We start from the raw sequence: 20,408 nt of genomic DNA on the forward strand, positions 1-20,408 counted from the left end.
AATCTGTATATCAGCCGCGGGCGATCAGCGCCGCGTCGGCCTCGACCTTTTCGGCCGCTTTCTGGCGGATGAGCTTTTCCAGCTCATCGACCAGGTTGTCGTTGGTCAGCTTCTGTGCCGGCTTGCCATCGATGTACACCAGGTTGGGCGTGCCACCGGTCAGGCCGACATGGGATTCCTTGGCTTCGCCCGGTCCGTTGACCACACAGCCGATCACCGCGACGTCCAGCGGCACCAGCAGGTCTTCCAGGCGCCCTTCCAACTCGTTCATGGTCTTGACCACATCGAAATTCTGCCGCGAGCAGCTCGGGCAGGCGATGAAGTTGATGCCACGCGAGCGCAGGTGCAGCGACTTCAGGATGTCGTAGCCGACCTTCACTTCCTCGACCGGATCGGCCGCCAGCGAAATGCGGATGGTATCGCCGATGCCTTCGGCGAGCAGCATACCGAGGCCGACGGCGGATTTCACCGTTCCGGAACGCAGTCCTCCCGCTTCGGTGATGCCCAGGTGCAGGGGCTGCACGATCTGCTTGGCCAGCAGGCGATAGGCTTCGACGGCCATGAACACGTCGGAGGCCTTCACGCTGACCTTGAAGTCATGGAAATCCAGGCGGTCGAGGTGCTCGACATGGCGCAGCGCCGACTCGACCAGCGCGGCCGGGGTCGGCTCGCCGTACTTCTTCTGCAGGTCTTTTTCCAGGGAGCCGGCGTTGACGCCGATGCGGATCGGAATGCCACGATCGCGAGCAGCATCGACCACCGCGCGCACTCGGTCTTCACGGCCGATGTTGCCCGGGTTGATGCGCAGGCAGTCGACGCCGAGCTCGGCGACGCGCAGCGCGATCTTGTAGTCAAAGTGGATATCGGCGACCAGCGGGACGCTGACCTGCTGCTTGATCTTGCCGAAGGCTTCGGCGGCGTCCATGTCGGGCACCGACACGCGGACGATATCGACACCGGCATCCACCAAACGCTGGATCTGCGCCACGGTGGCGGCCACATCGTTGGTGTCGGTGTTGGTCATGCTCTGTACCGCGATGGGAGCATCGCCGCCCACCGGCACATTGCCGACCCAGATTTTGCGGGATTCGCGACGTTTGATCGGGGATTCACCGTGCATGACTTACTGTCCCAACTTCAGGCGAGCGGTCTCGCCACTGGTGAACGGGGCGACATCGACGGGCTGGCCGTTGTAGCTGACCTGGGCGCCACGGGCAAAGCCCAGGCGCACGGCGAACGGCGGCTTGCCTGCCAGTTCGAGGCTATCGCCCTTGCGCTTGATGGCGCTAAATAGCACCTTGCCATTTCCGTCGGTGACCTGGGTCCAGCAGTCGGCGACGAACTGGATGGCGACCTTGCCCTCCCCTGCGCTCGGCGCGGCAGGCTCGCTGACGGCGGGCGCAGCAGGGGTGGTCGAAGGCGCGGTGGTGGTCGTGGCAGCCGGCGCATGCGGCGGGGCTGGGTTCTGCGCAACCGGCGCAGTAGGCGCGACCGCGGACGCGGACTGTTCAGGTGCCTGGGCGGCGGTTTCGTCTTCGCCCTGCGCTGCCGTGTCCTGCCCCAGCGGCAGCGGCGCGCTTTCGGGCTGCTGGCCAGCGCTCACGGCCTGGTCTTCGGGCTCGTCGAGGGTGTGGATCTGGGTGGTGCCGTCGGCGCTTTCGACCTCGACATGCTCCAGGGCGATCTTGCTCAGGTCCTTGCCATGCTGGCCGCTCTGGTCCTGCCACCAGAAGAAGCCACCGCCGACCACCACCACTAGCAGCAGCAGGCTGACGCCGCGCAGAATGTTGTGCGACAAGCGTACCGGCTCCTCGATACGGCCCAGCGAATGCACTTCGCTGCCTTTGGCATGGGTGCCGGTCACACGATCGAAGGCCTCGACCAACGGGGCCTGATCCATGTCCATGAGTTTGGCGTAGGCGCGAATGTAGCCGCGGGCGAAGGTATGGCCGGGAAGCTTGTCGAAGGCACCGGTTTCCAGGTAGTTCAGCGAGGTGACGGTCAGGTTCAGCCTACGGGCGACCTCGGCTTGCGACCAGTTCCGGTGCTCGCGCGCCTGGCGCAGGACGTCACCGGGATGCTGCTCAAGCGCTGCTGCTGATTCGGGGTGCGCGGCGTTCATCGTTGCTCCGACAGGTATTGCTGATATTCCGGCGTACCGGGATAAAGTCGTTGTAGTGTGCGGCCCAGTTCGTCAGCGGTACCGTGCTCTTCGACGATTCGCGCCAGACGACTGCCCAACAGCAGGCTGCGGGCATCATGCTGGCCCTGCTGGCTGAAACGTTCGTAGTAATCCCAGGCCGGCACATAATGCCTGTTTTCGTAGGACAACTCAGCCATTTCCAGTAGCGCCCGCGGTTGTCGCTGATCGAGGCGCAGGGCTTTTTCCAGATAGGCCTGTGCTTGCTCGGCACGGCCTTGCCTGAGCGCGGTCAGGCCCAGGTTCTCGTACACGCGCGAGCGCTCAGGATACAGGGTATCGGCGGCGGCTTGGCGAAACATCTGCTCGGCCTGGCGAAAATGCCCTTGAGCATAGAGGAAACTGCCGTAGTTGTTGCGAATGCGCGCATCGTTCGAGCGCTGCGCCAGGGCGTGACGAAAATGCTCATCCGCCAGTTCCGGCTCGCCTTGAGCCTGGAACACCAGTGCCAAGGCCGCATGGGCATCGGCGTCACGCGGGTCCAACTCGAGCGCGCGCGCCAACGGCACCTTGGCCTGCTCGCTCATGCCCTGCTGCAGATAGCCCAGGCCCAACTGCACGTAGGCACGCCCCGCCTCTGCCCGACCCTGCTCGCTGGACAGCGGATGGCCGCTGCCGCCGGACACGCAGCCAGCCAGCAACAGCAGTGACAGGATCGACAGCGCGGCGCGCAGGGTCATGGGCGGCGGTGTCCGTCAGAGGCGCACGGCGCTGTCTGCCGACTCGCTACCGTCGGCGTTGAGCTGGCGCACGGCAATGTAGCGCTCACTGCGGCGGGTGCGGTCCATGACCTGACCGACCAACTGGCCGCAGGCCGCGACGATGTCTTCACCACGGGTGGTCCGTGTGGTGACGTTGAAGCCACCGTGGTGCAGCAGGTCCTGGAAGCGACGGATCGCATTGTTGCTGGGCCGCTCGTAGCCGGAGTGCGGGAACGGATTGAACGGGATCAGGTTGATCTTGCACGGCACGTCGCGCAGCAGCTCGATCATCTGCGCGGCGTGTTCGGGCTGGTCGTTGACATCCTTGAGCAGGGTGTACTCGACCGTCAGCACGCGTTTGCCGCCGAGCGTGGCCATGTAGCCCAGGCAAGACTCGAGCAGCACCTTGAGCGGGTACTTCTTGTTGATCGGCACCAGCTTGTTGCGCAGTTCGTCGTTCGGCGCGTGCAGCGACAGCGCCAGCGACACGTCGATGTGCTTGGCCAGTTCGTCGATCATCGGCACCACGCCCGAGGTGGACAGGGTGACGCGACGCTTGGAAATGCCATAGCCCAGATCGTCCATCATGATCTTCATGGCGGCGATGACATTGTCGAAATTGAGTAGCGGCTCGCCCATGCCCATCATCACCACGTTGGTGATGGCGCGGTCGATCTTGGCCGGGACGGTGCCGAAGGATTTGTTCGCAAGCCATACCTGGCCGATGACTTCGGCGGCGGTCAGGTTGCTGTTGAAGCCTTGCTTGCCGGTGGAGCAGAAACTGCAGTCCAGGGCGCAGCCGGCTTGCGACGAGACGCAGAGCGTGCCGCGGTCGTCGGTGGGAATGTAGACGGTCTCGACGCAGCTGCCGGAGGCAACGCGCACGACCCATTTGCGGGTCCCGTCGGCGGAAATGTCTTCACTGACCACTTCCGGAGGTCGAATCTCGGCAATGGCCTCGAGCTTTTCGCGCAAGGCCTTGCCGACGTTGGTCATGTCCGCGAAATCGGACACGCCAAAATGGTGAATCCATTTCATCACCTGACCGGCACGGAAGCGCTTCTCCCCGATCGAGTCGAAGAACTGTTCCATTTCCGGCAGGGTCAGCCCCAACAGGTTGATTTTGCCAGTAGATGTCGTCATGGATTCACCCTCACTCGAAAGCGTTCGCTTAGCGAGTGGTTACCTCGGTAGCTGCGAAGAAGTAGGCGATTTCGCGAGCGGCAGCGGCTTCGGAGTCCGAACCGTGAACGGCGTTGGCGTCGATCGACTCGGCGAAGTCGGCACGGATGGTGCCGGCAGCGGCTTCTTTAGGGTTGGTAGCGCCCATCAGCTCACGGTTCAGAGCGATGGCGTTTTCGCCTTCCAGCACTTGGACAACGACCGGGCCGGAAGTCATGAAGGCAACCAGTTCGCCGAAGAAGCCACGCGCGCTGTGCTCGGCGTAGAAGCCTTCGGCTTCGGCCTTGGACAGTTGCTTGATTTTCGAGGCGACGACTTTCAGGCCGGCTTTTTCGAAACGAGTGGTGATCTCACCGATGACGTTTTTGGCGACGGCGTCAGGCTTGATGATGGAGAAAGTACGTTGAACAGCCATGGAAAACTCCAGAATATTGAGTGTTGCGAAAAATTAAACCCGCGAATTATACGCGGGTTCGAGGGCATTGCCTAACCTGCGGGTGTCACTCAGTCGGCTTCTTCGATCCAGGCCGCCTGGATGGCCTCCAGAACCTTTTCGCCGCCGCGCGCCGGATCGTCACTGAAGTCGGGCAATTCCATCACCCAACTCCGCAGATTGACGAAATTCACATAACGAGGATCGACGTCCGGCTTGCTTTCTGCAAGCTGAATGGCGATTTCAAGTACATCAACCCATTTCAGACTCATTCCGTGATCCTCAATGCGGCGCTTCGGCAGCGTGGTTGAGCGAATACTTAGGGATTTCGATGGTCAGGTCCTGGTCGGCGACCACCACCTGACAGCCGAGACGCGACTGCGCCTCCAGACCCCAGGCCTTGTCCAGCATGTCCTCTTCCAACTCGTCGGCTTCCTCGAGGGATTCGAGGCCCTTGCGCACGATGCAATGGCACGTGGTGCACGCCTTCACGCCGCCACAGGCACTTTCCATTTCGATATGGTGCTCATGGGCCAGCTCCAGGATGTTGGTGCCGCACGCGACCTCGACGGTCAGCCCCTCGGGGCAGAATTTCTCATGCGGCAGGAATGTCACCAGCGGCATCGATTACTCCTCGATCTCATTCAGGTTGCGCCCGGCCAGTGCGGCTTTGACCGTCGAATCAAGGCGACGGGCGGCAAAAGCATCGGTCACTTGCGATAGACGCTTGGTCTGCTGCTCGATGGCCGGGCCATCGGTGCCGTTGAGCAAATCACGCAATTCTTGCATCTGGAACTCGATGGCCTCGCGCTCCTCGCCACTGAGCAGGCGCTCGCCGTCCGCCTCGAGGGCACCCTGTACCGCTTCGAGCAGGCGTTCGCCATCGACCTGGTGCTCGCGCAGCTGGCGCGCCTGCTTGTCGGTACCGGCGTGTTCGAAGGAGTCCTTGAGCATGCGGGCGATCTCGCCGTCGGTCAGGCCGTAGGAAGGCTTCACCTGAATGCTCGACTCCACACCCGAGCCCAGCTCGCGCGCGGCCACGCTCAGCAGCCCATCCGCATCCACCTGGAACGTAACGCGGATCTTCGCCGCGCCGGCGACCATGGCCGGAATGCCACGCAACTCGAAGCGCGCCAGCGACCGGCAGTCGCTGATCAGCTCGCGCTCGCCCTGCAGGACGTGGATCATCATGGCCGACTGGCCGTCTTTGTAGGTGGTGAACTCCTGGGCGCGCGCCACCGGAATGGTGGTATTGCGCGGGATCACCTTCTCCATCAACCCGCCCATGGTCTCCAGGCCGAGCGACAGAGGGATGACGTCCAACAACAACAATTCACCGCCTTCGCGACGATTGCCAGCCAAGGTATCGGCTTGAATCGCCGCGCCGATGGCCACCACTTGATCGGGATCGATCGAGGTCAGCGGCGCACGACCGAACAACGTGCCGACCGCGTCGCGCACACGCGGCACACGGGTCGATCCACCCACCATGACCACAGCCCCCACCTCTTCCAGCTCGACACCACTGTCGCGCACGGCGCGGCGGCAGGCCTTGAGGCTACGAGCGATCAACGGCTCGATCATGCCGTCGAAATCGGCACGTCTGAGCTCACCGCTCCAGCCGCCGTGGCTCACGCGAACGCTATCGGCATCGGTCAAGGCTTCTTTAGCGGCGCACGCCGCCTGCAACAACTGGCGCTGAGTAGCAGGGTCGAGGTCAGCGGACAGGCCCGCCTGTTCAATGATCCAGCCCGCGATGGCGTGATCGAAATCATCCCCGCCCAGGGCCGTGTCGCCGCCGGTGGCCAGCACTTCGAACACGCCGGCCGTAAGGCGCAGAATGGAAATGTCGAAGGTGCCACCGCCCAGGTCGAAGATCGCCACCACGCCTTCGGCGTTCTGGTCCAAACCATAGGCCACCGCCGCTGCGGTGGGCTCGTTGAGCAGGCGCAGCACGTTCAGCCCGGCCAGACGCGCAGCGTCCTTGGTGGCCTGACGCTGAGCGTCGTCGAAATAGGCCGGCACGGTGATCACCGCGCCCACCAGTTCGCCACCCAAGGATTCCTCGGCACGCTGACGCAGCACCTTGAGAATGTCGGCCGACACCTGCACCGGGCTCTTGGGCCCCTGAACGGTGTCGATGAACGGCATGTGCGACTCGCCGCCAACGAACCGGTATGGCAGCTGTTCACCCAACTGTTTGACGTCGGACAGGCCTCGTCCCATCAGGCGCTTGACCGACAGGACGCTGTTGAACGGGTCGCTGGAGGCCGCATCGCGTGCAGCCTGACCGACCTCGCAGCGGTCCTCCAGGTAGCGCACCGCGGACGGCAGGATGAGGTTGCCCTGGGCATCGGGCAGCGGCTCGCTGCGGCCGCTGCGTACCGCGGCGACGAGCGAGTTGGTGGTCCCCAGGTCGATGCCCACCGCCAGGCGGCGCTGGTGCGGCTGGGGGCTCTGACCGGGTTCGGCGATCTGCAGTAGGGCCATGCTTATCTTGATACCTTGGGCGCCGTCACGGCGGCGCCGGGGTTAATCGTCGAGGCGCTCTTCGAGTTGGCGCACTTCCTGGGCGAGCTTGTCGAGGAACTGCATGCGGCGCATCAGGCGCTCGGCCCTGACGCGCTCGGCAGCTTGATCCCAGCAAGCGCCAAATTCCTCATCGAGAGTGCTCTGGGCACCCTTCAGGCGCTGCTTGAACACGGCAACGCCGTCGAGGTCGGCTTCGTCCTGCAGTTCCTCGAGTTCTTCGCGCCACTGCATCTGCTGCAACAGGAAGTCGGGGTCGTGGACCGTGACTTCCTGAGGCACCTCCTGGCCGCTGATGGCCAGCAGGTAACGCGCGCGACGCGGCGCACTGCGCAGCGTCTGGTAGGCGTCGTTGAGGGCTGCGGAGTTTTCCAGGGCCACGCGCTGCTCACGCTCGGAGGCGTCGGCGAAGCGGTCGGGATGGACCTCGCGGGCAAGCTCGCGATAACGCGTGGCCAGCTTGTCGAGGTCCAGGCGGAAGCTCGGTTGCAGGTCGAACAGAGCGAAATGGCAAGGGCTACCCACGTCAGGCCTCAGACATTGAAGCTTTCGCCGCAGCCACATTCACCGCGCACGTTGGGGTTGTTGAACTTGAAGCCTTCGTTCAACCCTTCCTTGACGAAGTCCAATTCGGTGCCATCGAGGTACACCAGGCTCTTCGGGTCGATGATGACCTTCACGCCGTGGTTCTCGAACACCTGGTCTTCGCTCGCCAGCTCATCGACGAACTCCAGCACGTAGGCCAGGCCCGAGCAGCCGGTGGTACGCACGCCCAGGCGAATGCCTTCACCTTTACCGCGCCCGTCGAGGGAGCGGCGAATGTGGTTGGCGGCGGCTTCTGTCATGCTGATAGCCATCGGAACTCCTTCGCGTGGGCGACTTAGATCAAGCCTTTCTTCTGCTTGTAATCGCGTACGGCTGCCTTGATGGCATCCTCAGCGAGCACCGAGCAGTGGATCTTGACCGGCGGCAATGCCAGCTCTTCGGCCAGCTGGGTGTTCTTGATGGTCTCGGCTTCGTCCAGGGTCTTGCCCTTCATCCACTCGGTGGCCAGGGAGCTGGAGGCGATGGCCGAACCGCAGCCGTAGGTCTTGAACTTGGCGTCTTCGATCACGCCTTGTTCGTTGACCTTGATCTGCAGGCGCATCACGTCGCCGCAGGCCGGAGCCCCGACCATGCCGGTGCCGACGTCTGGGTCTTCCGCGTTCATCTTGCCGACGTTGCGCGGGTTCTCGTAGTGGTCGATGACCTTTTCACTGTATGCCATGGTGCAATTCCTTCCTCGTCAGGGAGCCGCTCTTGCTGGCGACTGCTTAGTGGGCGGCCCACTCGATCTTGGAGATGTCGACGCCGTCCTTGTACATATCCCACAGCGGCGACAATTCACGCAGTTTGTTCACGGCCTTGCAGACTTCCTGCGCGGCGTAGTCGACCTCTTCCTCGGTGGTGAAACGACCGAAGGAGAAGCGGATCGAGCTGTGCGCCAGCTCGTCGTTGCGGCCCAGAGCGCGCAGCACGTAGGACGGCTCGAGCGACGCGGAGGTGCACGCCGAGCCGGACGATACCGCGATGTCCTTGAGCGACATCAGCAGCGACTCGCCTTCCACGTAGTTGAAGCTCAGGTTCAGGTTGTGCGGTACGCGCTGGGTCTGGCTGCCGTTGACGTACAGTTCTTCGAGGTCCGAGACCTGCTTGAAGAAGCGGTCGCTCAGGGCCTTGATGCGCACGTTTTCGGCGGCCATTTCCTGCTTGGCGATGGCAAATGCCTCGCCCATGCCGACGATCTGGTGAGTCGGCAGGGTGCCAGAGCGCATGCCACGCTCGTGACCGCCGCCGTGAATGATGGCCTCCAGACGTACCCGCGGCTTGCGGCTGACGTACAGCGCGCCGATGCCTTTAGGCCCGTAGGCCTTGTGCGCGGAGAACGACATCAGGTCGACCTTGAGCGTCTGCAGGTCGATCTCGACCTTGCCGGCGGACTGCGCGGCATCGACGTGGAACAGCACACCGCGAGCACGGGTGAGTTCACCGATGGCAGCGATGTCGTTGATCGAGCCGACTTCGTTGTTCACGTGCATCAGCGAGACCAGGATGGTGTCGTCACGCAGCACCGCCTCGACCATCGCCGGGGTGATGATGCCGTCTTCACCGGGTTCCAGGTAGGTGACTTCGAAACCTTCGCGCTCGAGCTGGCGAGCGGTATCCAGGACCGCCTTGTGCTCGATCTTGGAGGTGATGATGTGCTTGCCCTTGGTCTGATAGAAGTGCGCGACACCTTTGATGGCCAGGTTGTCGGACTCTGTGGCACCGCTGGTCCAGACGATCTCGCGCGGGTCGGCATTGATCAGTTCAGCGACCTGGCGACGGCCGTTCTCGACGGCTTCCTCGGCACGCCAGCCGAACACGTGGGAACGCGAGGCCGGGTTACCGAAGTTTCCGTCGACCAGCAGGCAGTCGGCCATTTTCTGCGCGACACGGGGATCGACCGGCGTGGTCGCGGAGTAATCGAGGTAGATCGGCAACTTCATTGAATATCTCCTATCAGGCGTTGGCGTCGCTCGTCGCATCAGTCGACGGCGGACGTCTCAATCTTGTCCAGCTGGGCAACGCGACCGGCGACACGGCGCAGGTCCTGGCGCTGGGCGACTTCCTGCACCTCACGGCGCATGACGAGGTCGGCCAGACTGATGCCGCTGAGGAATTCATGGATCTGCTGGCTGAGGTCGCACCACAGATGGTGGGTCAGGCAGGTGTCACCGGAGTGGCAGTCGCCGAGGCCTTGGCAGCGGGTCGCATCGACCGACTCGTTGACCGCGTCGATCACCTGAACCACCTGGATGGTTTCCATGGTCCTGGATAACTGGTAGCCACCGCCGGGACCGCGCACGCTGGAGACCAGACTGCTGCGGCGCAGCTTGGCGAACAGCTGCTCCAGATAAGAAAGGGAAATGCCCTGACGCTCGGAAATGTCGGCCAGGGATACCGGTCCATGCTGCGCGTGCAACGCCAGGTCGAGCATGGCGGTGACGGCGTATCGGCCTTTGGTAGTCAATCGCATGGCTATGGGTACCACGGGAGTTACAGGATGTGTGCGAGTATGCGATTCCCGAGCATTTAAGTCAACTATAAGACCTAGTGCTTTAGTCGGGTTTGAATGCGGGAGGCGGCGCGATGATAGCAGACACGGGCCGGCAGCACACGCCCCTGGCCAACGCGCCGACCTGTGTTGACGGAATCAGTGCGCCGCCGCGTCGCTCTGGATCGCCGGCTTGACCTCGGCAAAGTCCTCCTCGGGCAGTGCCGGCAGCGCCTTGGCGCTGTAGTCGCTGCCCAACTGAGTGAGCGCACCGCACATGCCTTCGAGGCGCTCGTCGACCGCCTGCAGGTGATCGAGCATCTGGTCGATGGCGCGGGCCACCGGGTCGGGCATGTCGGCGCTGACGCCGTAGGCATCGAAGCCGATCTTCTCGGCCATGGCCTTGCGCCGCGCACCCGCCTCATCGTCCTGCTGCCTGACGATGATGCGCCCGGGAATGCCCACGGCGGTCGCCCCCGCCGGCACCGCCTTGGTGACCACGGCATTGGAGCCGATCTTGGCTCCAGCGCCAACAGTGAATGGGCCGAGCACCTTGGCGCCGGCCCCGACCACCACCCCGTTTTCCAGCGTGGGGTGGCGCTTGCCTTTATTCCAACTGGTGCCGCCGAGCGTCACCCCTTGGTACAAGGTGACGTCGTCGCCGATTTCGGCGGTCTCGCCGATGACGATACCCATGCCGTGATCGATGAAGAAGCGTCGGCCGATGGTTGCACCTGGGTGGATCTCGATCCCGGTGAGCCAGCGCCCGAAGTTCGACACCAGCCGCGCCAGCCACTTGAAGTCGCGGCGCCACAGGGCGTTGCCCAGGCGATGCAACCAGATGGCATGCATACCGGGATAGCAGGTCAGCACCTCGAAGGCGTTGCGCGCGGCCGGGTCGCGGTGGAATACGCTTTGGATGTCTTCACGCAGACGGTCGAACATGGGGTCTAGTCCTTGCGCTTGTGCGCGTCACCCCGGACGACCTTCTGGGTCTCGGTGAGGATGCCACGCAAGATGCTCATTTCCGAACGATTGACCGAGCTGCGCCCATACAACCGGCGCAGACGCGGCATCAGGTGCTTGGGCTTCGCCGGGTCGAGGAAGCCGATGTCCACCAGGGTCTTTTCCAGGTGTTCGTAGAACCGCTCCATCTCGTCCATGGTGGCCAGGTCGTCGCTGGGCGGCGAGCCAGCCTCCAACACCGCGACCGCCGAAGGCGCTTGCTGAGCGGCCAGCCAGGCCATGCGCACTTCGTAGGAAAGCACCTGAACGGCCGCCGCCAGGTTCAGCGAGCTGAAATCGGGGTTCGAGGCGATGTGCACATGGAAGTGACATCGCTGCAACTCGTCGTTAGTGAGCCCGGCATGCTCGCGCCCGAACACCAGAGCGATCTCCTCGCCGCCGGCGGCATGCGCCACTGCCTTGGCACCGCACTCGCGGGGATCGATCAACGGCCAGGGAATGCTGCGCTCACGGGCGCTGGTGCCCATGACCAGGGTACAGCCGGTCAGGGCTTCTTCGAGGCTGTCGACCACCTGCGTGCTCGCCAGCACATCGTCGGCCCCGGAGGCCCGCGCCGCAGCCTCATCGGACGGAAACACCTTCGGCTGCACCAGTACCAGCCGCGACAGGCCCATGTTCTTCATGGCACGCGCAGCGCCGCCGATGTTGCCGGGGTGGCTGGTATTGACCAGAACGACACGAATATTCTGCAGCACGGTGACACGCTCACGAAGGCACACGACAAGGCCCGCGATGTTACCTAAGCGAGGGGCGTAACGCCACGAAAGTGCATGTCACCCTTCTGCCGGAACAGTTTTCTGATAGACTATGCGGCTTTCTTCTTTAACATCTCCAGGTGAAACGCCCATGCAGCCTATGCTGAATATCGCCCTGCGCGCCGCTCGCAGCGCCAGTGAACTGATTTTCCGCTCCATCGAACGCCTGGATAGCATCAAGGTCGACGAGAAAGAGGCCAAGGATTACGTCTCCGAGGTCGATCGCGCCGCCGAGCAGACCATCGTCAACGCCCTGCGCAAGGCTTATCCGAACCACTCGATCCAAGGCGAAGAAACCGGCCTGCATGCCGGCACCGGCGAGGAAGGCAAGGACTACCTGTGGATCATCGATCCGCTGGACGGCACCACCAACTTCCTGCGTGGCGTTCCCCACTTCTCGGTCAGCATCGCCTGCCGCTACCGCGGTCGCCTCGAGCACGCGGTCATCGTCGATCCTGTGCGCCAGGAAGAATTCACCGCCAGCCGCGGTCGCGGCGCCCAGCTCAATGGCCGTCGCCTGCGCGTCAGCTCCCGCACCAGCCTGGAAGGCGCCCTGCTCGGCACCGGCTTCCCGTTCCGTGACAACCAGATGGCCGACCTGGACAACTACCTGGGCATGTTCCGCGCCCTCACCGGCCAGACCGCCGGCATCCGCCGCGCCGGTTCCGCTGCGCTGGACCTGGCCTACGTAGCGGCCGGTCGTTTCGACGCCTTCTGGGAGTCGGGCCTGTCGGAATGGGACATGGCAGCCGGCGTGCTGCTGATCCAGGAAGCGGGCGGCCTGGTCAGCGACTTCAATGGCGGCCACGACTTCCTCGAGAAAGGCCACATCGTTGCCGGCAACATCAAGTGCTTCAAGGCGGTGCTGACGGCGATCCAACCGCACCTGCCGGAAAGCCTGAAGCGCTGAGGCGATCTCGGCGGCACAAAAAAAGCACCTCTCGAGGTGCTTTTTTTTATTCAACTGCGCCTGAAAAGAACGCGATCCGCCTTCACTGCCCACGCTGCTCCTGACTCAACACCAGCTTGCCATTCTTGTCCAGCGGGATGGTCGAACCGGGCTCGTGATCCATCTTCACCACACCTGCCTGATCACCGATGGTGTACTTGACCGTATAGCCCACCACCTTGTCGCTGAGGTCATTGACCGTGTTGCAGCGGGTCTGCGTGGTGGTGTAGGTGTCACGCTGCTGCATGCCTTCCTGCACCTTGTTGCCGGCATAGCCGCCGCCCACCGCACCGGCCACGGTGGCCAGCTTCTTGCCGTTGCCGCCGCCGATCTGGTTACCCAGCAGGCCACCCGCCAACGCACCCACCACCGTACCGGCGATCTGGTGCTGGTCCTGCACCGGACGCTGCCGGGTCACGGTCACGTCCTTGCACACTTCGCGCGGCGTCTTCACCTGTTGCTTGATCGGCTGCACATCGGTGACCTGGGCGTATTCAGGCCCTTTGTTCACCAAGCTGTAGGTCGCCACAGCACCTCCGGCAGTGACACCGACAGCACCCAGAACCGCACCCACCAGCATTGATTTGTTCACGTGGACTCTCCTGATCATACTCACGGGGCTACGCCCACCTTCTCCCTGCCTTGGAGCAAAAAAAAAGGCGCGAGTTCAACACTCGCGCCTCTTGTTACGCCAAACGGCGCAGGAGATTACTTACGGTCGGTCGTCCGCACCCTCGGCCTTGACCGGCGGGATCAGGTCTTCGCTGTTCAGATTCAGCCAGATCAGCACCACGTTGGCGATGTAGATCGACGAGTAGGTACCGGCCATGACGCCGATGAACAGCGCCAGGGAGAAGCCGAACAGGTTGTCGCCGCCGAAGAACAGCAAGGCGGCGATGGCCAGCAGGGTCGACACCGAGGTGGCGATGGTGCGCAGCAGAGTCTGGGTGGTCGAGACGTTGATGTTCTCGATCAACGAAGCCTTGCGCATCACCCGGAAGTTCTCGCGCACCCGGTCGAACACGACGATGGTGTCGTTGAGCGAGTAGCCGATGATCGCCAGCACCGCTGCCAGCACCGTCAGGTCGAAGGTGATCTGGAAGAACGACAGGATGCCCAGGGTCACCACCACGTCGTGGATCAGCGAAACGATGGCGCCCACGGCGAACTTCCATTGGAAGCGGAACGCCAGGTAGATGAGGATACCGCCCAGGGCCAGAAGCATGCCGAGGCCGCCCTGGTCGCGCAGCTCTTCACCCACCTGCGGGCCGACGAACTCGACGCGCTTGACGGTCGCCGGGTTGTCGCCGCCCAGTTTCTGCAGGGCACTGGCCACGCGATTACCCAGTTGTGGGTCGTCGCCAGGCATACGCACCAGCAGGTCGGTGGTGGCGCCGAAACTCTGCACCACGGCCTCATGGAAACCGGACTCGACCAGCTCGGCACGTACTGCCTTGAGGTCAGCCGGGCGTTCGTAGGTCAGCTCGATCAGCGTGCCGCCGGTGAAGTCCAGGCCGAAGTTCAGGCCCTTCTGCCACCAGCTGAACAGCGCCAGCACGGTGAGGAGCATGGTGATGGCGAACGCGACATTGCGCACGCCCATGAAGTTGATGGTTTTCATCGCAGCTCCCTCAAACCCACAGCTTCTTGATGTCACGCCCGCCGCAGGTCAGGTTGACCATTGCGCGGGTCACCATGACGGCGGTGAACATCGAGGTGAAAATCCCGAGGGACATGGTGACCGCGAAGCCTTTGACCGGGCCGGTACCCATGGCGAACAGGATGCCGCCGACCAGCAGGCTGGTCAGGTTGGCGTCGATGATCGCGGTATAGGCGCGGTTGAAACCTTCATGGATGGCGCGCTGCACCGACATGCCGGCTTTGAGCTCCTCGCGGATACGCGAGAAGATCAGCACGTTGGCGTCCACCGCCATACCCATGGTCAACACGATACCGGCGATACCCGGCAGCGTCAGGGTGGCCCCAGCAGCGACATTAAGGCCAGCAGCAGCACCATGTTGCCCGCCAGGGCGACGGTGGCGATCACGCCGAAACCGCGGTAGATGGCGATGATGAACAGCGAGACGAACAGCATGCCCCACAGCGACGCATCGACACCCTTGGTGATGTTGTCGGCCCCCAGGCTCGGACCGATGGTCCGCTCTTCGGCGAAGTACATCGGAGCGGCCAGGCCACCGGCACGCAGCAGCAGCGCCAGCTCGGACGACTCGCCCTGACCGTTCAGGCCGGTGATGCGGAACTGGCTGCCCAGCGGCGACTGGATGGTCGCCAGGCTGATGATCTTCTTCTCTTCCTTGAAGGTCTGGATGGGTACGTCTTTCTCGACGCCATCGATCACCTGCTTCTCGTAGCGGGTCATCGGACGCTGCTCGATGAAGATCACCGCCATGCTGCGACCGACGTTGCTGCGCGTGGCGCGGCTCATCAGCTCGCCACCGTGACCGTCGAGGCGGATGTTGACCTGTGGACGACCGTGCTCGTCGAAGCTGGCCTGGGCGTCGGTGACCTGGTCGCCGGTGATGATCAGGCCGCGCTCGACCGCCGCCGAACGATTGCCGTCGCGGAACTCGAACACCTCGGTAGTGGCTTTCGAAGCGCCGGGCTCGGCGCCGAAGCGGAACTCCAGGTTGGCGGTCTTGCCGAGGATACGCTTGGCTTCGGCAGTGTCCTGCACGCCTGGCAGTTCGACCACGATGCGGTTGCCGCCCTGACGCTGGACCAGCGGCTCGGCCACACCCAGCTCGTTGACCCGGTTGCGCACGGTGGTGAGGTTCTGCTTGACCGAGTACTCGCGGATTTCCGCGACCTTGGCCGGCGTCAGCGCCAGGCGCAGGACCGACAGCTCGTTGCGCTCGGTGGTGGTGATGTCGAAATCACTGAAATTCTTGCGGACCAGGGCACGGGCCTGTTCGCGGGTGGCGTCGTCGGAGAAGCCGAGCAGAATGGCACCGTCCTGCTGAGGCAGGCTGCGGTAGCGCACACGCTCCTTGCGCAGTAGGGTCTTGACCTCGCCGTCGTAGACCTTCATCCGGGCGCTCATGGCCTTGTCCATGTCCACTTCGAGCAGGAAGTGCACACCACCGGAGAGGTCCAGGCCCAGCTTCATCGGGCTGGCGCCCAGGTTGCGCAGCCATTGCGGGGTGGTCTGGGCCAGGTTCAGCGCAACGACGTAGTCGTCACCCAATGCCTTGCGCACCACGTCCTTGGCCGGCAGTTGATCTTCCTGGTTGGTCAGGCGCACCAGCGCACTGCCCTTCTCGCCCAGGCTGCCGCCCTTGACCGCGATACCGGCATCGGTCAGCGCCTTGGTGGCGCGGTCGAGGTCGGCCTGGCTCACGTGCAGGGCCGAGCTTGCGCCGCTGATCTGCACCGCCGGATCGTCCGGGTAGAGGTTGGGAGCGGAATAAATAAAGCCGACCGCCAGTACCACCAGGATCAGCAGGTATTTCCACAGAGGGTATTTGTTCAGCATCACGCCGCCCGTTCAAGACGCGGGGCGCGTTGCGCGCCCCGACTGGAAAAAATGAAACCGGTAACTCAGATAGCCTTGAGCGTACCTTTCGGCAGGGTCGCGGCGATGGCGCCCTTCTGGAACTTCAGCTCGACGGTGTCGGACACTTCCAGCACCACGAAATCATCCGATACTTTGACGATCTTGCCGGCGATACCGCCGTTGGTGACCACTTCGTCGCCTTTCTGCAGCGCATTGAGCAGGTTCTTCTGCTCCTTGGCGCGCTTGGCCTGAGGACGCCAGATCATCAGGTAGAAGATGACCAGGAAGCCGACCAGGAAGATCCACTCGAAGCCGGTACCGGCGGGGCCGGCGGCCGGGGCTGCAGCGTCCGCGTAAGCGGCGGGAATCAGAAAGCTCATGTAGCACTCCAGTTGCTTAATTTAGTGTTGTGTACGAACAGTCAATCCAAAGGCGGTACGGGAAGTCCGCGCTTGGCATAGAAGGCGTCGACAAAGGCGGCCAATTTACCCTGTTGAATAGCCTCGCGTAAACCGGCCATCAAGCGCTGGTAATGGCGCAAGTTGTGGATGGTATTGAGCATACTGCTCAGCATTTCGCCGCACTTGTCCAGGTGATGCAGATAGGCGCGGGAGAAGTTGCTGCAGGTGTAGCAGTCACAGGTCGGATCCAGCGGCGAATCATCGTGGCGATGGAACGCATTGCGGATCTTGATCACCCCTGTATCGACGAACAGATGACCGTTGCGCGCGTTGCGCGTGGGCATCACGCAGTCGAACATGTCGACGCCGCGGCGCACACCCTCAACCAGATCTTCCGGTTTGCCTACCCCCATAAGGTAACGAGGTTTGTCAGCAGGCATCTGCGCCGGCAGGTAGTCCAGCACCTTGATCATCTCGTGCTTGGGCTCACCCACCGACAGGCCACCAATGGCCAAGCCGTCGAAGTCGATGTTGACCAGCGCTTCCAGCGAACGCATGCGCAGGTCCTGGTACATGCCACCCTGAACGATGCCGAACAGCGCGGCGGTATTGTCGCCGTGGGCGTTTTTCGAACGCTGGGCCCAGCGCAGCGACAACTCCATGGAGGTGCGCGCCACGTCATGCTCGGCCGGGTACGGCGTGCACTCGTCGAAGATCATCACGATGTCCGAGCCCAGGTCGCGCTGCACCTGCATCGACTCTTCCGGGCCCATGAACACCTTGGAACCGTCCACCGGCGAGGCGAAGGTCACGCCCTCTTCCTTGATCTTGCGCATCGCACCCAGGCTGAACACCTGGAAGCCGCCGGAGTCGGTGAGAATCGGGCCTTTCCACTGCATGAAATCGTGCAGGCCGTTGTGCTTCTTGATCACCTCGGTGCCCGGACGCAGCCAGAGGTGGAAGGTGTTGCCCAGGATGATCTCGGCACCGATGGCCTCGATGTCACGCGGCAGCATGCCCTTGACCGTGCCGTAGGTGCCCACCGGCATGAACGCCGGGGTTTCCACGGTGCCACGGGGGAAGGTCAGCCGACCACGACGGGCCTTGCCGTCGGTGGCCAGCAGTTCGAAGGACATACGACAGGTGCGACTCATGCTTGATCCTCGGGGCCGCGCGGCGCCGGATTGCGGGTGATGAACATGGCATCACCGTAACTGAAGAAGCGATACCCCTGCTCGACCGCCGCCGCGTAGGCGGCCATGGTCTCGGGGTATCCGGCGAAGGCCGAGACCAGCATCAGCAGCGTGGACTCGGGCAAATGGAAGTTGGTGACCAGCGCATCGACCACATGGAACGGCCGACCAGGGTAGATGAAGATGTCGGTATCGCCACTGAAGGCCTTGAGCACGCCATCGCGCGCCGCGCTTTCCAGCGACCGCACGCTGGTAGTCCCCACCGCGATCACCCGCCCGCCCCTGGCGCGGCAGGCGTCGATGGCATCGACCACGTCCTGACTCACCTCCAGCCACTCTTTATGCATATGGTGGTCTTCGATCTTGTCGACCCGCACCGGCTGGAAGGTGCCGGCGCCCACATGCAAGGTGACGAACGCGCGCCCAACGCCCTTGGCGGCGATCTGCGCCAGCAACGCCTCGTCGAAGTGCAGCCCGGCAGTGGGCGCTGCCACCGCCCCGGCGCGCTCGGCGTAGACGGTCTGGTAACGCTCGCGGTCGGCGCCCTCGTCGGGACGGTCGATGTACGGCGGCAACGGCATGTGCCCGACGCGGTCGAGCAGCGGCAGCACCTCTTCGCTGAAGCGCAATTCGAACAGCGTCTCGTGGCGCGCCACCATCTCGGCCGCGCCCCCGCCATCGATCAGCACCGTGGCCCCGACCTTCAGCGCCTTACTGGCGCGCACATGGGCCAGCACCCGGTGGCTGTCGAGCACGCGCTCGATCAGCATTTCCAGCTTGCCGCCGGAGGCTTTCTGGCCGAACAGCCGCGCCGGAATGACCCGGGTGTTGTTGAACACCATCAGGTCGCCCGGGCGCAGGTACTCGAGCAAGTCGGTGAAACGCCGGTGCGCCAATTCGCCGCTCGGCCCGTCGAGGACCAGCAGACGACTGCCATGGCGCTCGGCCAGGGGATGACGGGCGATGAGGGAATCGGGGAGTTCGAAGGAAAAATCGGCGACGCGCATGATCGTGTTCGGTTTGGCAGGGCCGGGAAGTTTAGCCCAATGCATGAAAATTGACCATGAAAGCCGATTGACCGACTCGAAGACCCTCACTATACTGCGGCGCCACAAGCCCTGATGGCGGAATTGGTAGACGCGGCGGATTCAAAATCCGTTTTCGAAAGGAGTGGGAGTTCGAGTCTCCCTCGGGGCACCATGATTGAACAGGAAACCGACCTTAGGGTCGGTTTTTTTGTGGGCGGGTTTTCGGTTTTTAATGGCCAAACCAGAGAGGGCCTGCGAGACGGTATGGCACTGCCTGTGCGACGCCGAGCCGGACATTGCGGATTCTCATGCTGTTGGGTAAGGCACCTCAGTTCACGGACGCTTTCAGGGCTGGAACCATGCCAACACCTGAACTGAACACCGCGTAGTCCAGCCCCCAGAGACTCAGCTCTTGATCTTCGTCGAGCGGGTCGTCATCGCCTAAGAACATCGCCAGCCGCTTTTCATAGTCGAACTGCGCGTACTCAACGCCCCCCGTAGACAGGCGTGACGATCCTGCACAGCCTGCCAAACTGATAAAGAACAACGCGGTGGACATTATGAGTAAGGCGCGCAGTGTTTTTCTCATCATCGAGGCCTCACCCGCTGAAACCGTCTACGGATTGCTCGCTGCTTGCCGCCATTTCTGCCTGGTCGGCCCTGATGATTACAGCCCGCTGCCTTTCGTAGGCATCCAGAGATAGCCCTTGACGCTGCAGCGCTTCCAGCCGCAACTGGCGCACTTCCTGCGCAGTATAGGGACGTAGTTCGGGATGGGTGGCACAGCCTGCAAGAAGACTGAGACCAACAGCCGTGATGACAACCAGAAGAGGACGGACAATGGCGTTCATGGTGCAGCATCCTGTGCCTGACATTCGAGGGTTTCGAATCGATGGATCAAGCTTATGAGGCGCCGCACAAGGTGAAAAATCGTCCCGCTTGATAGTTGGTATCACTGATTCGAACTGTTCTGTGAGGCGGCCTGGGATTGATTTATGGGCTGCCTACACGGCAGTGAACCATGGCGCGCTCGGCTCTCCGCTGGCGGATAGTTTCTGAGCTGCCGTGTAGGCAGCTCAGAAAAGCTTGAACTCACCGAGCAGCAGGGCCTTGGCGTTCACTGCCGTGTAGGCAGCTCAGAAAGTTGACCTACTGATCCTGGACGAAGTGGGCGTGTTCACTGCCGTGTAGGCAGCTCAGAAAAGCACGGCGGTGCGAGGCGAGCGCGAGACACGGGTTCACTGCCGTGTAGGCAGCTCAGAAACCGCTGTAACCCCTCTCCCCTCTATTCACTGCGTTCACTGCCGTGTAGGCAGCTCAGAAATGCGCAAGGTCCGGCCAATCGACCAGCCATTGGTTCACTGCCGTGTAGGCAGCTCAGAAATACCCCGACTCGAAAATCGGCTACACCGCCACGTTCA

23 protein-coding genes, 1 tRNA gene, 1 pseudogene and 1 CRISPR repeat array (1 of these 26 running past the window's edge) are annotated in these 20,408 nt (G+C 62.9%); of the genes and pseudogenes, 2 read left to right on the forward strand and 23 right to left on the reverse strand.

Going from position 1 to position 20,408, the window contains the following annotated elements:
• Positions 1-10 precede the first annotated feature (10 nt).
• From ispG to trmJ, 15 genes are all read right to left on the reverse strand, one after another.
• On the reverse strand, positions 11-1,120 hold the full coding sequence (ispG, locus tag GKC70_RS19615; RefSeq protein ID WP_029613650.1) for a flavodoxin-dependent (E)-4-hydroxy-3-methylbut-2-enyl-diphosphate synthase: 1,110 nt from the start codon (positions 1,118-1,120) through the stop codon (positions 11-13).
• A gap of 3 nt (positions 1,121-1,123) precedes the next feature.
• Positions 1,124-2,122 carry a RodZ family helix-turn-helix domain-containing protein gene (locus GKC70_RS19620; protein ID WP_342649644.1) on the reverse strand — a complete coding sequence of 333 codons (999 nt, stop codon included), beginning with the start codon at positions 2,120-2,122 and terminating at the stop codon, positions 1,124-1,126.
• On the reverse strand, positions 2,119-2,880 hold the full coding sequence (gene pilW / locus GKC70_RS19625) for a type IV pilus biogenesis/stability protein PilW (RefSeq protein ID WP_342649645.1): 762 nt from the start codon (positions 2,878-2,880) through the stop codon (positions 2,119-2,121). The genes GKC70_RS19620 and pilW overlap by 4 nt, the downstream gene beginning before the upstream one ends.
• Before the next feature lie 15 nt (positions 2,881-2,895).
• Positions 2,896-4,044 (reverse strand): 23S rRNA (adenine(2503)-C(2))-methyltransferase RlmN, encoded by a 1,149-nt coding sequence (rlmN, locus tag GKC70_RS19630; protein WP_342649646.1) that lies wholly within the window; start codon positions 4,042-4,044, stop codon positions 2,896-2,898.
• Positions 4,045-4,072: 28 nt separating this feature from the next.
• Positions 4,073-4,498 carry a nucleoside-diphosphate kinase gene (gene ndk, locus GKC70_RS19635; protein ID WP_029613652.1) on the reverse strand — a complete coding sequence of 142 codons (426 nt, stop codon included), beginning with the start codon at positions 4,496-4,498 and terminating at the stop codon, positions 4,073-4,075.
• An 89-nt stretch (positions 4,499-4,587) separates the two neighbouring features.
• The gene (iscX, locus tag GKC70_RS19640; RefSeq protein ID WP_317870643.1) at positions 4,588-4,788 is read right to left on the reverse strand and encodes a Fe-S cluster assembly protein IscX; all 201 of its coding nucleotides are present in this window, start codon (positions 4,786-4,788) and stop codon (positions 4,588-4,590) included.
• 10 nt (positions 4,789-4,798) lie between these two features.
• Positions 4,799-5,140 (reverse strand): ISC system 2Fe-2S type ferredoxin, encoded by a 342-nt coding sequence (fdx, locus tag GKC70_RS19645; RefSeq protein WP_342649647.1) that lies wholly within the window; start codon positions 5,138-5,140, stop codon positions 4,799-4,801.
• Positions 5,141-5,143: 3 nt separating this feature from the next.
• The gene (hscA, locus tag GKC70_RS19650; protein ID WP_342649648.1) at positions 5,144-7,006 is read right to left on the reverse strand and encodes a Fe-S protein assembly chaperone HscA; all 1,863 of its coding nucleotides are present in this window, start codon (positions 7,004-7,006) and stop codon (positions 5,144-5,146) included.
• Positions 7,007-7,048: 42 nt separating this feature from the next.
• Complete coding sequence (gene hscB / locus GKC70_RS19655; protein WP_342649649.1) at positions 7,049-7,570, reverse strand: co-chaperone HscB; 522 nt, start codon at positions 7,568-7,570, stop codon at positions 7,049-7,051.
• Between the two features lie 8 nt (positions 7,571-7,578).
• Positions 7,579-7,902, reverse strand: a complete 324-nt coding sequence (iscA, locus tag GKC70_RS19660; RefSeq protein ID WP_029613656.1) for an iron-sulfur cluster assembly protein IscA — start codon at positions 7,900-7,902, stop codon at positions 7,579-7,581.
• Between the two features lie 23 nt (positions 7,903-7,925).
• Positions 7,926-8,312, reverse strand: a complete 387-nt coding sequence (gene iscU, locus GKC70_RS19665; RefSeq protein WP_003248539.1) for a Fe-S cluster assembly scaffold IscU — start codon at positions 8,310-8,312, stop codon at positions 7,926-7,928.
• Between the two features lie 46 nt (positions 8,313-8,358).
• A complete protein-coding gene (locus tag GKC70_RS19670) occupies positions 8,359-9,573 on the reverse strand; it encodes an IscS subfamily cysteine desulfurase (RefSeq protein ID WP_342649650.1) in 1,215 nt (404 codons plus the stop codon).
• A 38-nt stretch (positions 9,574-9,611) separates the two neighbouring features.
• Positions 9,612-10,103 carry a Fe-S cluster assembly transcriptional regulator IscR gene (iscR, locus tag GKC70_RS19675; RefSeq protein WP_029613657.1) on the reverse strand — a complete coding sequence of 164 codons (492 nt, stop codon included), beginning with the start codon at positions 10,101-10,103 and terminating at the stop codon, positions 9,612-9,614.
• 177 nt (positions 10,104-10,280) lie between these two features.
• The gene (cysE, locus tag GKC70_RS19680) at positions 10,281-11,066 is read right to left on the reverse strand and encodes a serine O-acetyltransferase (protein ID WP_342649651.1); all 786 of its coding nucleotides are present in this window, start codon (positions 11,064-11,066) and stop codon (positions 10,281-10,283) included.
• A gap of 5 nt (positions 11,067-11,071) precedes the next feature.
• Positions 11,072-11,842, reverse strand: coding sequence for a tRNA (cytosine(32)/uridine(32)-2'-O)-methyltransferase TrmJ (gene trmJ / locus GKC70_RS19685; RefSeq protein ID WP_342649652.1), 771 nt, complete (start codon positions 11,840-11,842; stop codon positions 11,072-11,074).
• A gap of 151 nt (positions 11,843-11,993) precedes the next feature.
• On the opposite strand from trmJ, the gene suhB reads away from it, so the two are divergent.
• Complete coding sequence (gene suhB / locus GKC70_RS19690; RefSeq protein ID WP_342649653.1) at positions 11,994-12,812, forward strand: inositol-phosphate phosphatase; 819 nt, start codon at positions 11,994-11,996, stop codon at positions 12,810-12,812.
• Between the two features lie 82 nt (positions 12,813-12,894).
• Here the strand turns inward: suhB and GKC70_RS19695 are convergent, their stop codons facing one another.
• The 6 genes and pseudogenes from GKC70_RS19695 to queA form a co-directional block, all read right to left on the reverse strand.
• A complete protein-coding gene (locus tag GKC70_RS19695; protein WP_342649654.1) occupies positions 12,895-13,443 on the reverse strand; it encodes a glycine zipper 2TM domain-containing protein in 549 nt (182 codons plus the stop codon).
• Between the two features lie 120 nt (positions 13,444-13,563).
• Complete coding sequence (gene secF, locus GKC70_RS19700) at positions 13,564-14,472, reverse strand: protein translocase subunit SecF (RefSeq protein WP_039575437.1); 909 nt, start codon at positions 14,470-14,472, stop codon at positions 13,564-13,566.
• 10 nt (positions 14,473-14,482) lie between these two features.
• Positions 14,483-16,344: pseudogene (gene secD / locus GKC70_RS19705) on the reverse strand (protein translocase subunit SecD).
• A 65-nt stretch (positions 16,345-16,409) separates the two neighbouring features.
• Entirely contained in the window at positions 16,410-16,745 is a 336-nt protein-coding gene (yajC, locus tag GKC70_RS19710) for a preprotein translocase subunit YajC (protein WP_317870646.1), read from the reverse strand.
• A gap of 41 nt (positions 16,746-16,786) precedes the next feature.
• Positions 16,787-17,902: a tRNA guanosine(34) transglycosylase Tgt gene (tgt, locus tag GKC70_RS19715; protein WP_016393977.1), complete on the reverse strand. Its 1,116-nt coding sequence runs from the start codon at positions 17,900-17,902 to the stop codon at positions 16,787-16,789.
• A 14-nt stretch (positions 17,903-17,916) separates the two neighbouring features.
• On the reverse strand, positions 17,917-18,966 hold the full coding sequence (queA, locus tag GKC70_RS19720; protein WP_342649655.1) for a tRNA preQ1(34) S-adenosylmethionine ribosyltransferase-isomerase QueA: 1,050 nt from the start codon (positions 18,964-18,966) through the stop codon (positions 17,917-17,919).
• A 108-nt stretch (positions 18,967-19,074) separates the two neighbouring features.
• Between queA and GKC70_RS19725 the strand changes: the two genes are divergently transcribed.
• Positions 19,075-19,159 (forward strand) — tRNA-Leu (locus tag GKC70_RS19725).
• 156 nt (positions 19,160-19,315) lie between these two features.
• Here the strand turns inward: GKC70_RS19725 and GKC70_RS19730 are convergent.
• Together GKC70_RS19730 and GKC70_RS19735 are read right to left on the reverse strand one after the other, a co-directional pair.
• A complete protein-coding gene (locus GKC70_RS19730; protein ID WP_342649656.1) occupies positions 19,316-19,579 on the reverse strand; it encodes a hypothetical protein in 264 nt (87 codons plus the stop codon).
• Positions 19,580-19,586: 7 nt separating this feature from the next.
• Positions 19,587-19,838 carry a hypothetical protein gene (locus GKC70_RS19735; protein ID WP_342649657.1) on the reverse strand — a complete coding sequence of 84 codons (252 nt, stop codon included), beginning with the start codon at positions 19,836-19,838 and terminating at the stop codon, positions 19,587-19,589.
• 204 nt (positions 19,839-20,042) lie between these two features.
• Positions 20,043-20,408: direct repeats of the CRISPR family, unit length 28 nt; unit sequence GTTCACTGCCGTGTAGGCAGCTCAGAAA (it continues 83 nt past the right edge of the window).

The sequence above is a fragment of the Pseudomonas sp. REB1044 genome (assembly GCF_038813925.1).
Lineage (GTDB): Bacteria > Pseudomonadota > Gammaproteobacteria > Pseudomonadales > Pseudomonadaceae > Aquipseudomonas > Aquipseudomonas boreofloridensis.

Excerpts from the sequence above, each read along its gene's own strand:
- ispG (WP_029613650.1), bottom strand. The coding sequence starts at position 1,120 with ATGCACGGTGAATCCCCGATCAAACGTCGCGAATCCCGCAAAATCTGG.
- GKC70_RS19620 (WP_342649644.1), bottom strand. The coding sequence starts at position 2,122 with ATGAACGCCGCGCACCCCGAATCAGCAGCAGCGCTTGAGCAGCATCCC.
- pilW (WP_342649645.1), bottom strand. The coding sequence starts at position 2,880 with ATGACCCTGCGCGCCGCGCTGTCGATCCTGTCACTGCTGTTGCTGGCT.
- rlmN (WP_342649646.1), bottom strand. The coding sequence starts at position 4,044 with ATGACGACATCTACTGGCAAAATCAACCTGTTGGGGCTGACCCTGCCG.
- ndk (WP_029613652.1), bottom strand. The coding sequence starts at position 4,498 with ATGGCTGTTCAACGTACTTTCTCCATCATCAAGCCTGACGCCGTCGCC.
- iscX (WP_317870643.1), bottom strand. The coding sequence starts at position 4,788 with ATGAGTCTGAAATGGGTTGATGTACTTGAAATCGCCATTCAGCTTGCA.
- fdx (WP_342649647.1), bottom strand. The coding sequence starts at position 5,140 with ATGCCGCTGGTGACATTCCTGCCGCATGAGAAATTCTGCCCCGAGGGG.
- hscA (WP_342649648.1), bottom strand. The coding sequence starts at position 7,006 with ATGGCCCTACTGCAGATCGCCGAACCCGGTCAGAGCCCCCAGCCGCAC.
- iscA (WP_029613656.1), bottom strand. The coding sequence starts at position 7,902 with ATGGCTATCAGCATGACAGAAGCCGCCGCCAACCACATTCGCCGCTCC.
- iscU (WP_003248539.1), bottom strand. The coding sequence starts at position 8,312 with ATGGCATACAGTGAAAAGGTCATCGACCACTACGAGAACCCGCGCAAC.
- GKC70_RS19670 (WP_342649650.1), bottom strand. The coding sequence starts at position 9,573 with ATGAAGTTGCCGATCTACCTCGATTACTCCGCGACCACGCCGGTCGAT.
- iscR (WP_029613657.1), bottom strand. The coding sequence starts at position 10,103 with ATGCGATTGACTACCAAAGGCCGATACGCCGTCACCGCCATGCTCGAC.
- cysE (WP_342649651.1), bottom strand. The coding sequence starts at position 11,066 with ATGTTCGACCGTCTGCGTGAAGACATCCAAAGCGTATTCCACCGCGAC.
- suhB (WP_342649653.1), top strand. The coding sequence starts at position 11,994 with ATGCAGCCTATGCTGAATATCGCCCTGCGCGCCGCTCGCAGCGCCAGT.
- secF (WP_039575437.1), bottom strand. The coding sequence starts at position 14,472 with ATGAAAACCATCAACTTCATGGGCGTGCGCAATGTCGCGTTCGCCATC.
- yajC (WP_317870646.1), bottom strand. The coding sequence starts at position 16,745 with ATGAGCTTTCTGATTCCCGCCGCTTACGCGGACGCTGCAGCCCCGGCC.
- tgt (WP_016393977.1), bottom strand. The coding sequence starts at position 17,902 with ATGTCCTTCGAACTGCTGGCCACCGACGGCAAGGCCCGTCGTGGTCGG.
- queA (WP_342649655.1), bottom strand. The coding sequence starts at position 18,966 with ATGCGCGTCGCCGATTTTTCCTTCGAACTCCCCGATTCCCTCATCGCC.
- GKC70_RS19730 (WP_342649656.1), bottom strand. The coding sequence starts at position 19,579 with ATGATGAGAAAAACACTGCGCGCCTTACTCATAATGTCCACCGCGTTG.
- GKC70_RS19735 (WP_342649657.1), bottom strand. The coding sequence starts at position 19,838 with ATGAACGCCATTGTCCGTCCTCTTCTGGTTGTCATCACGGCTGTTGGT.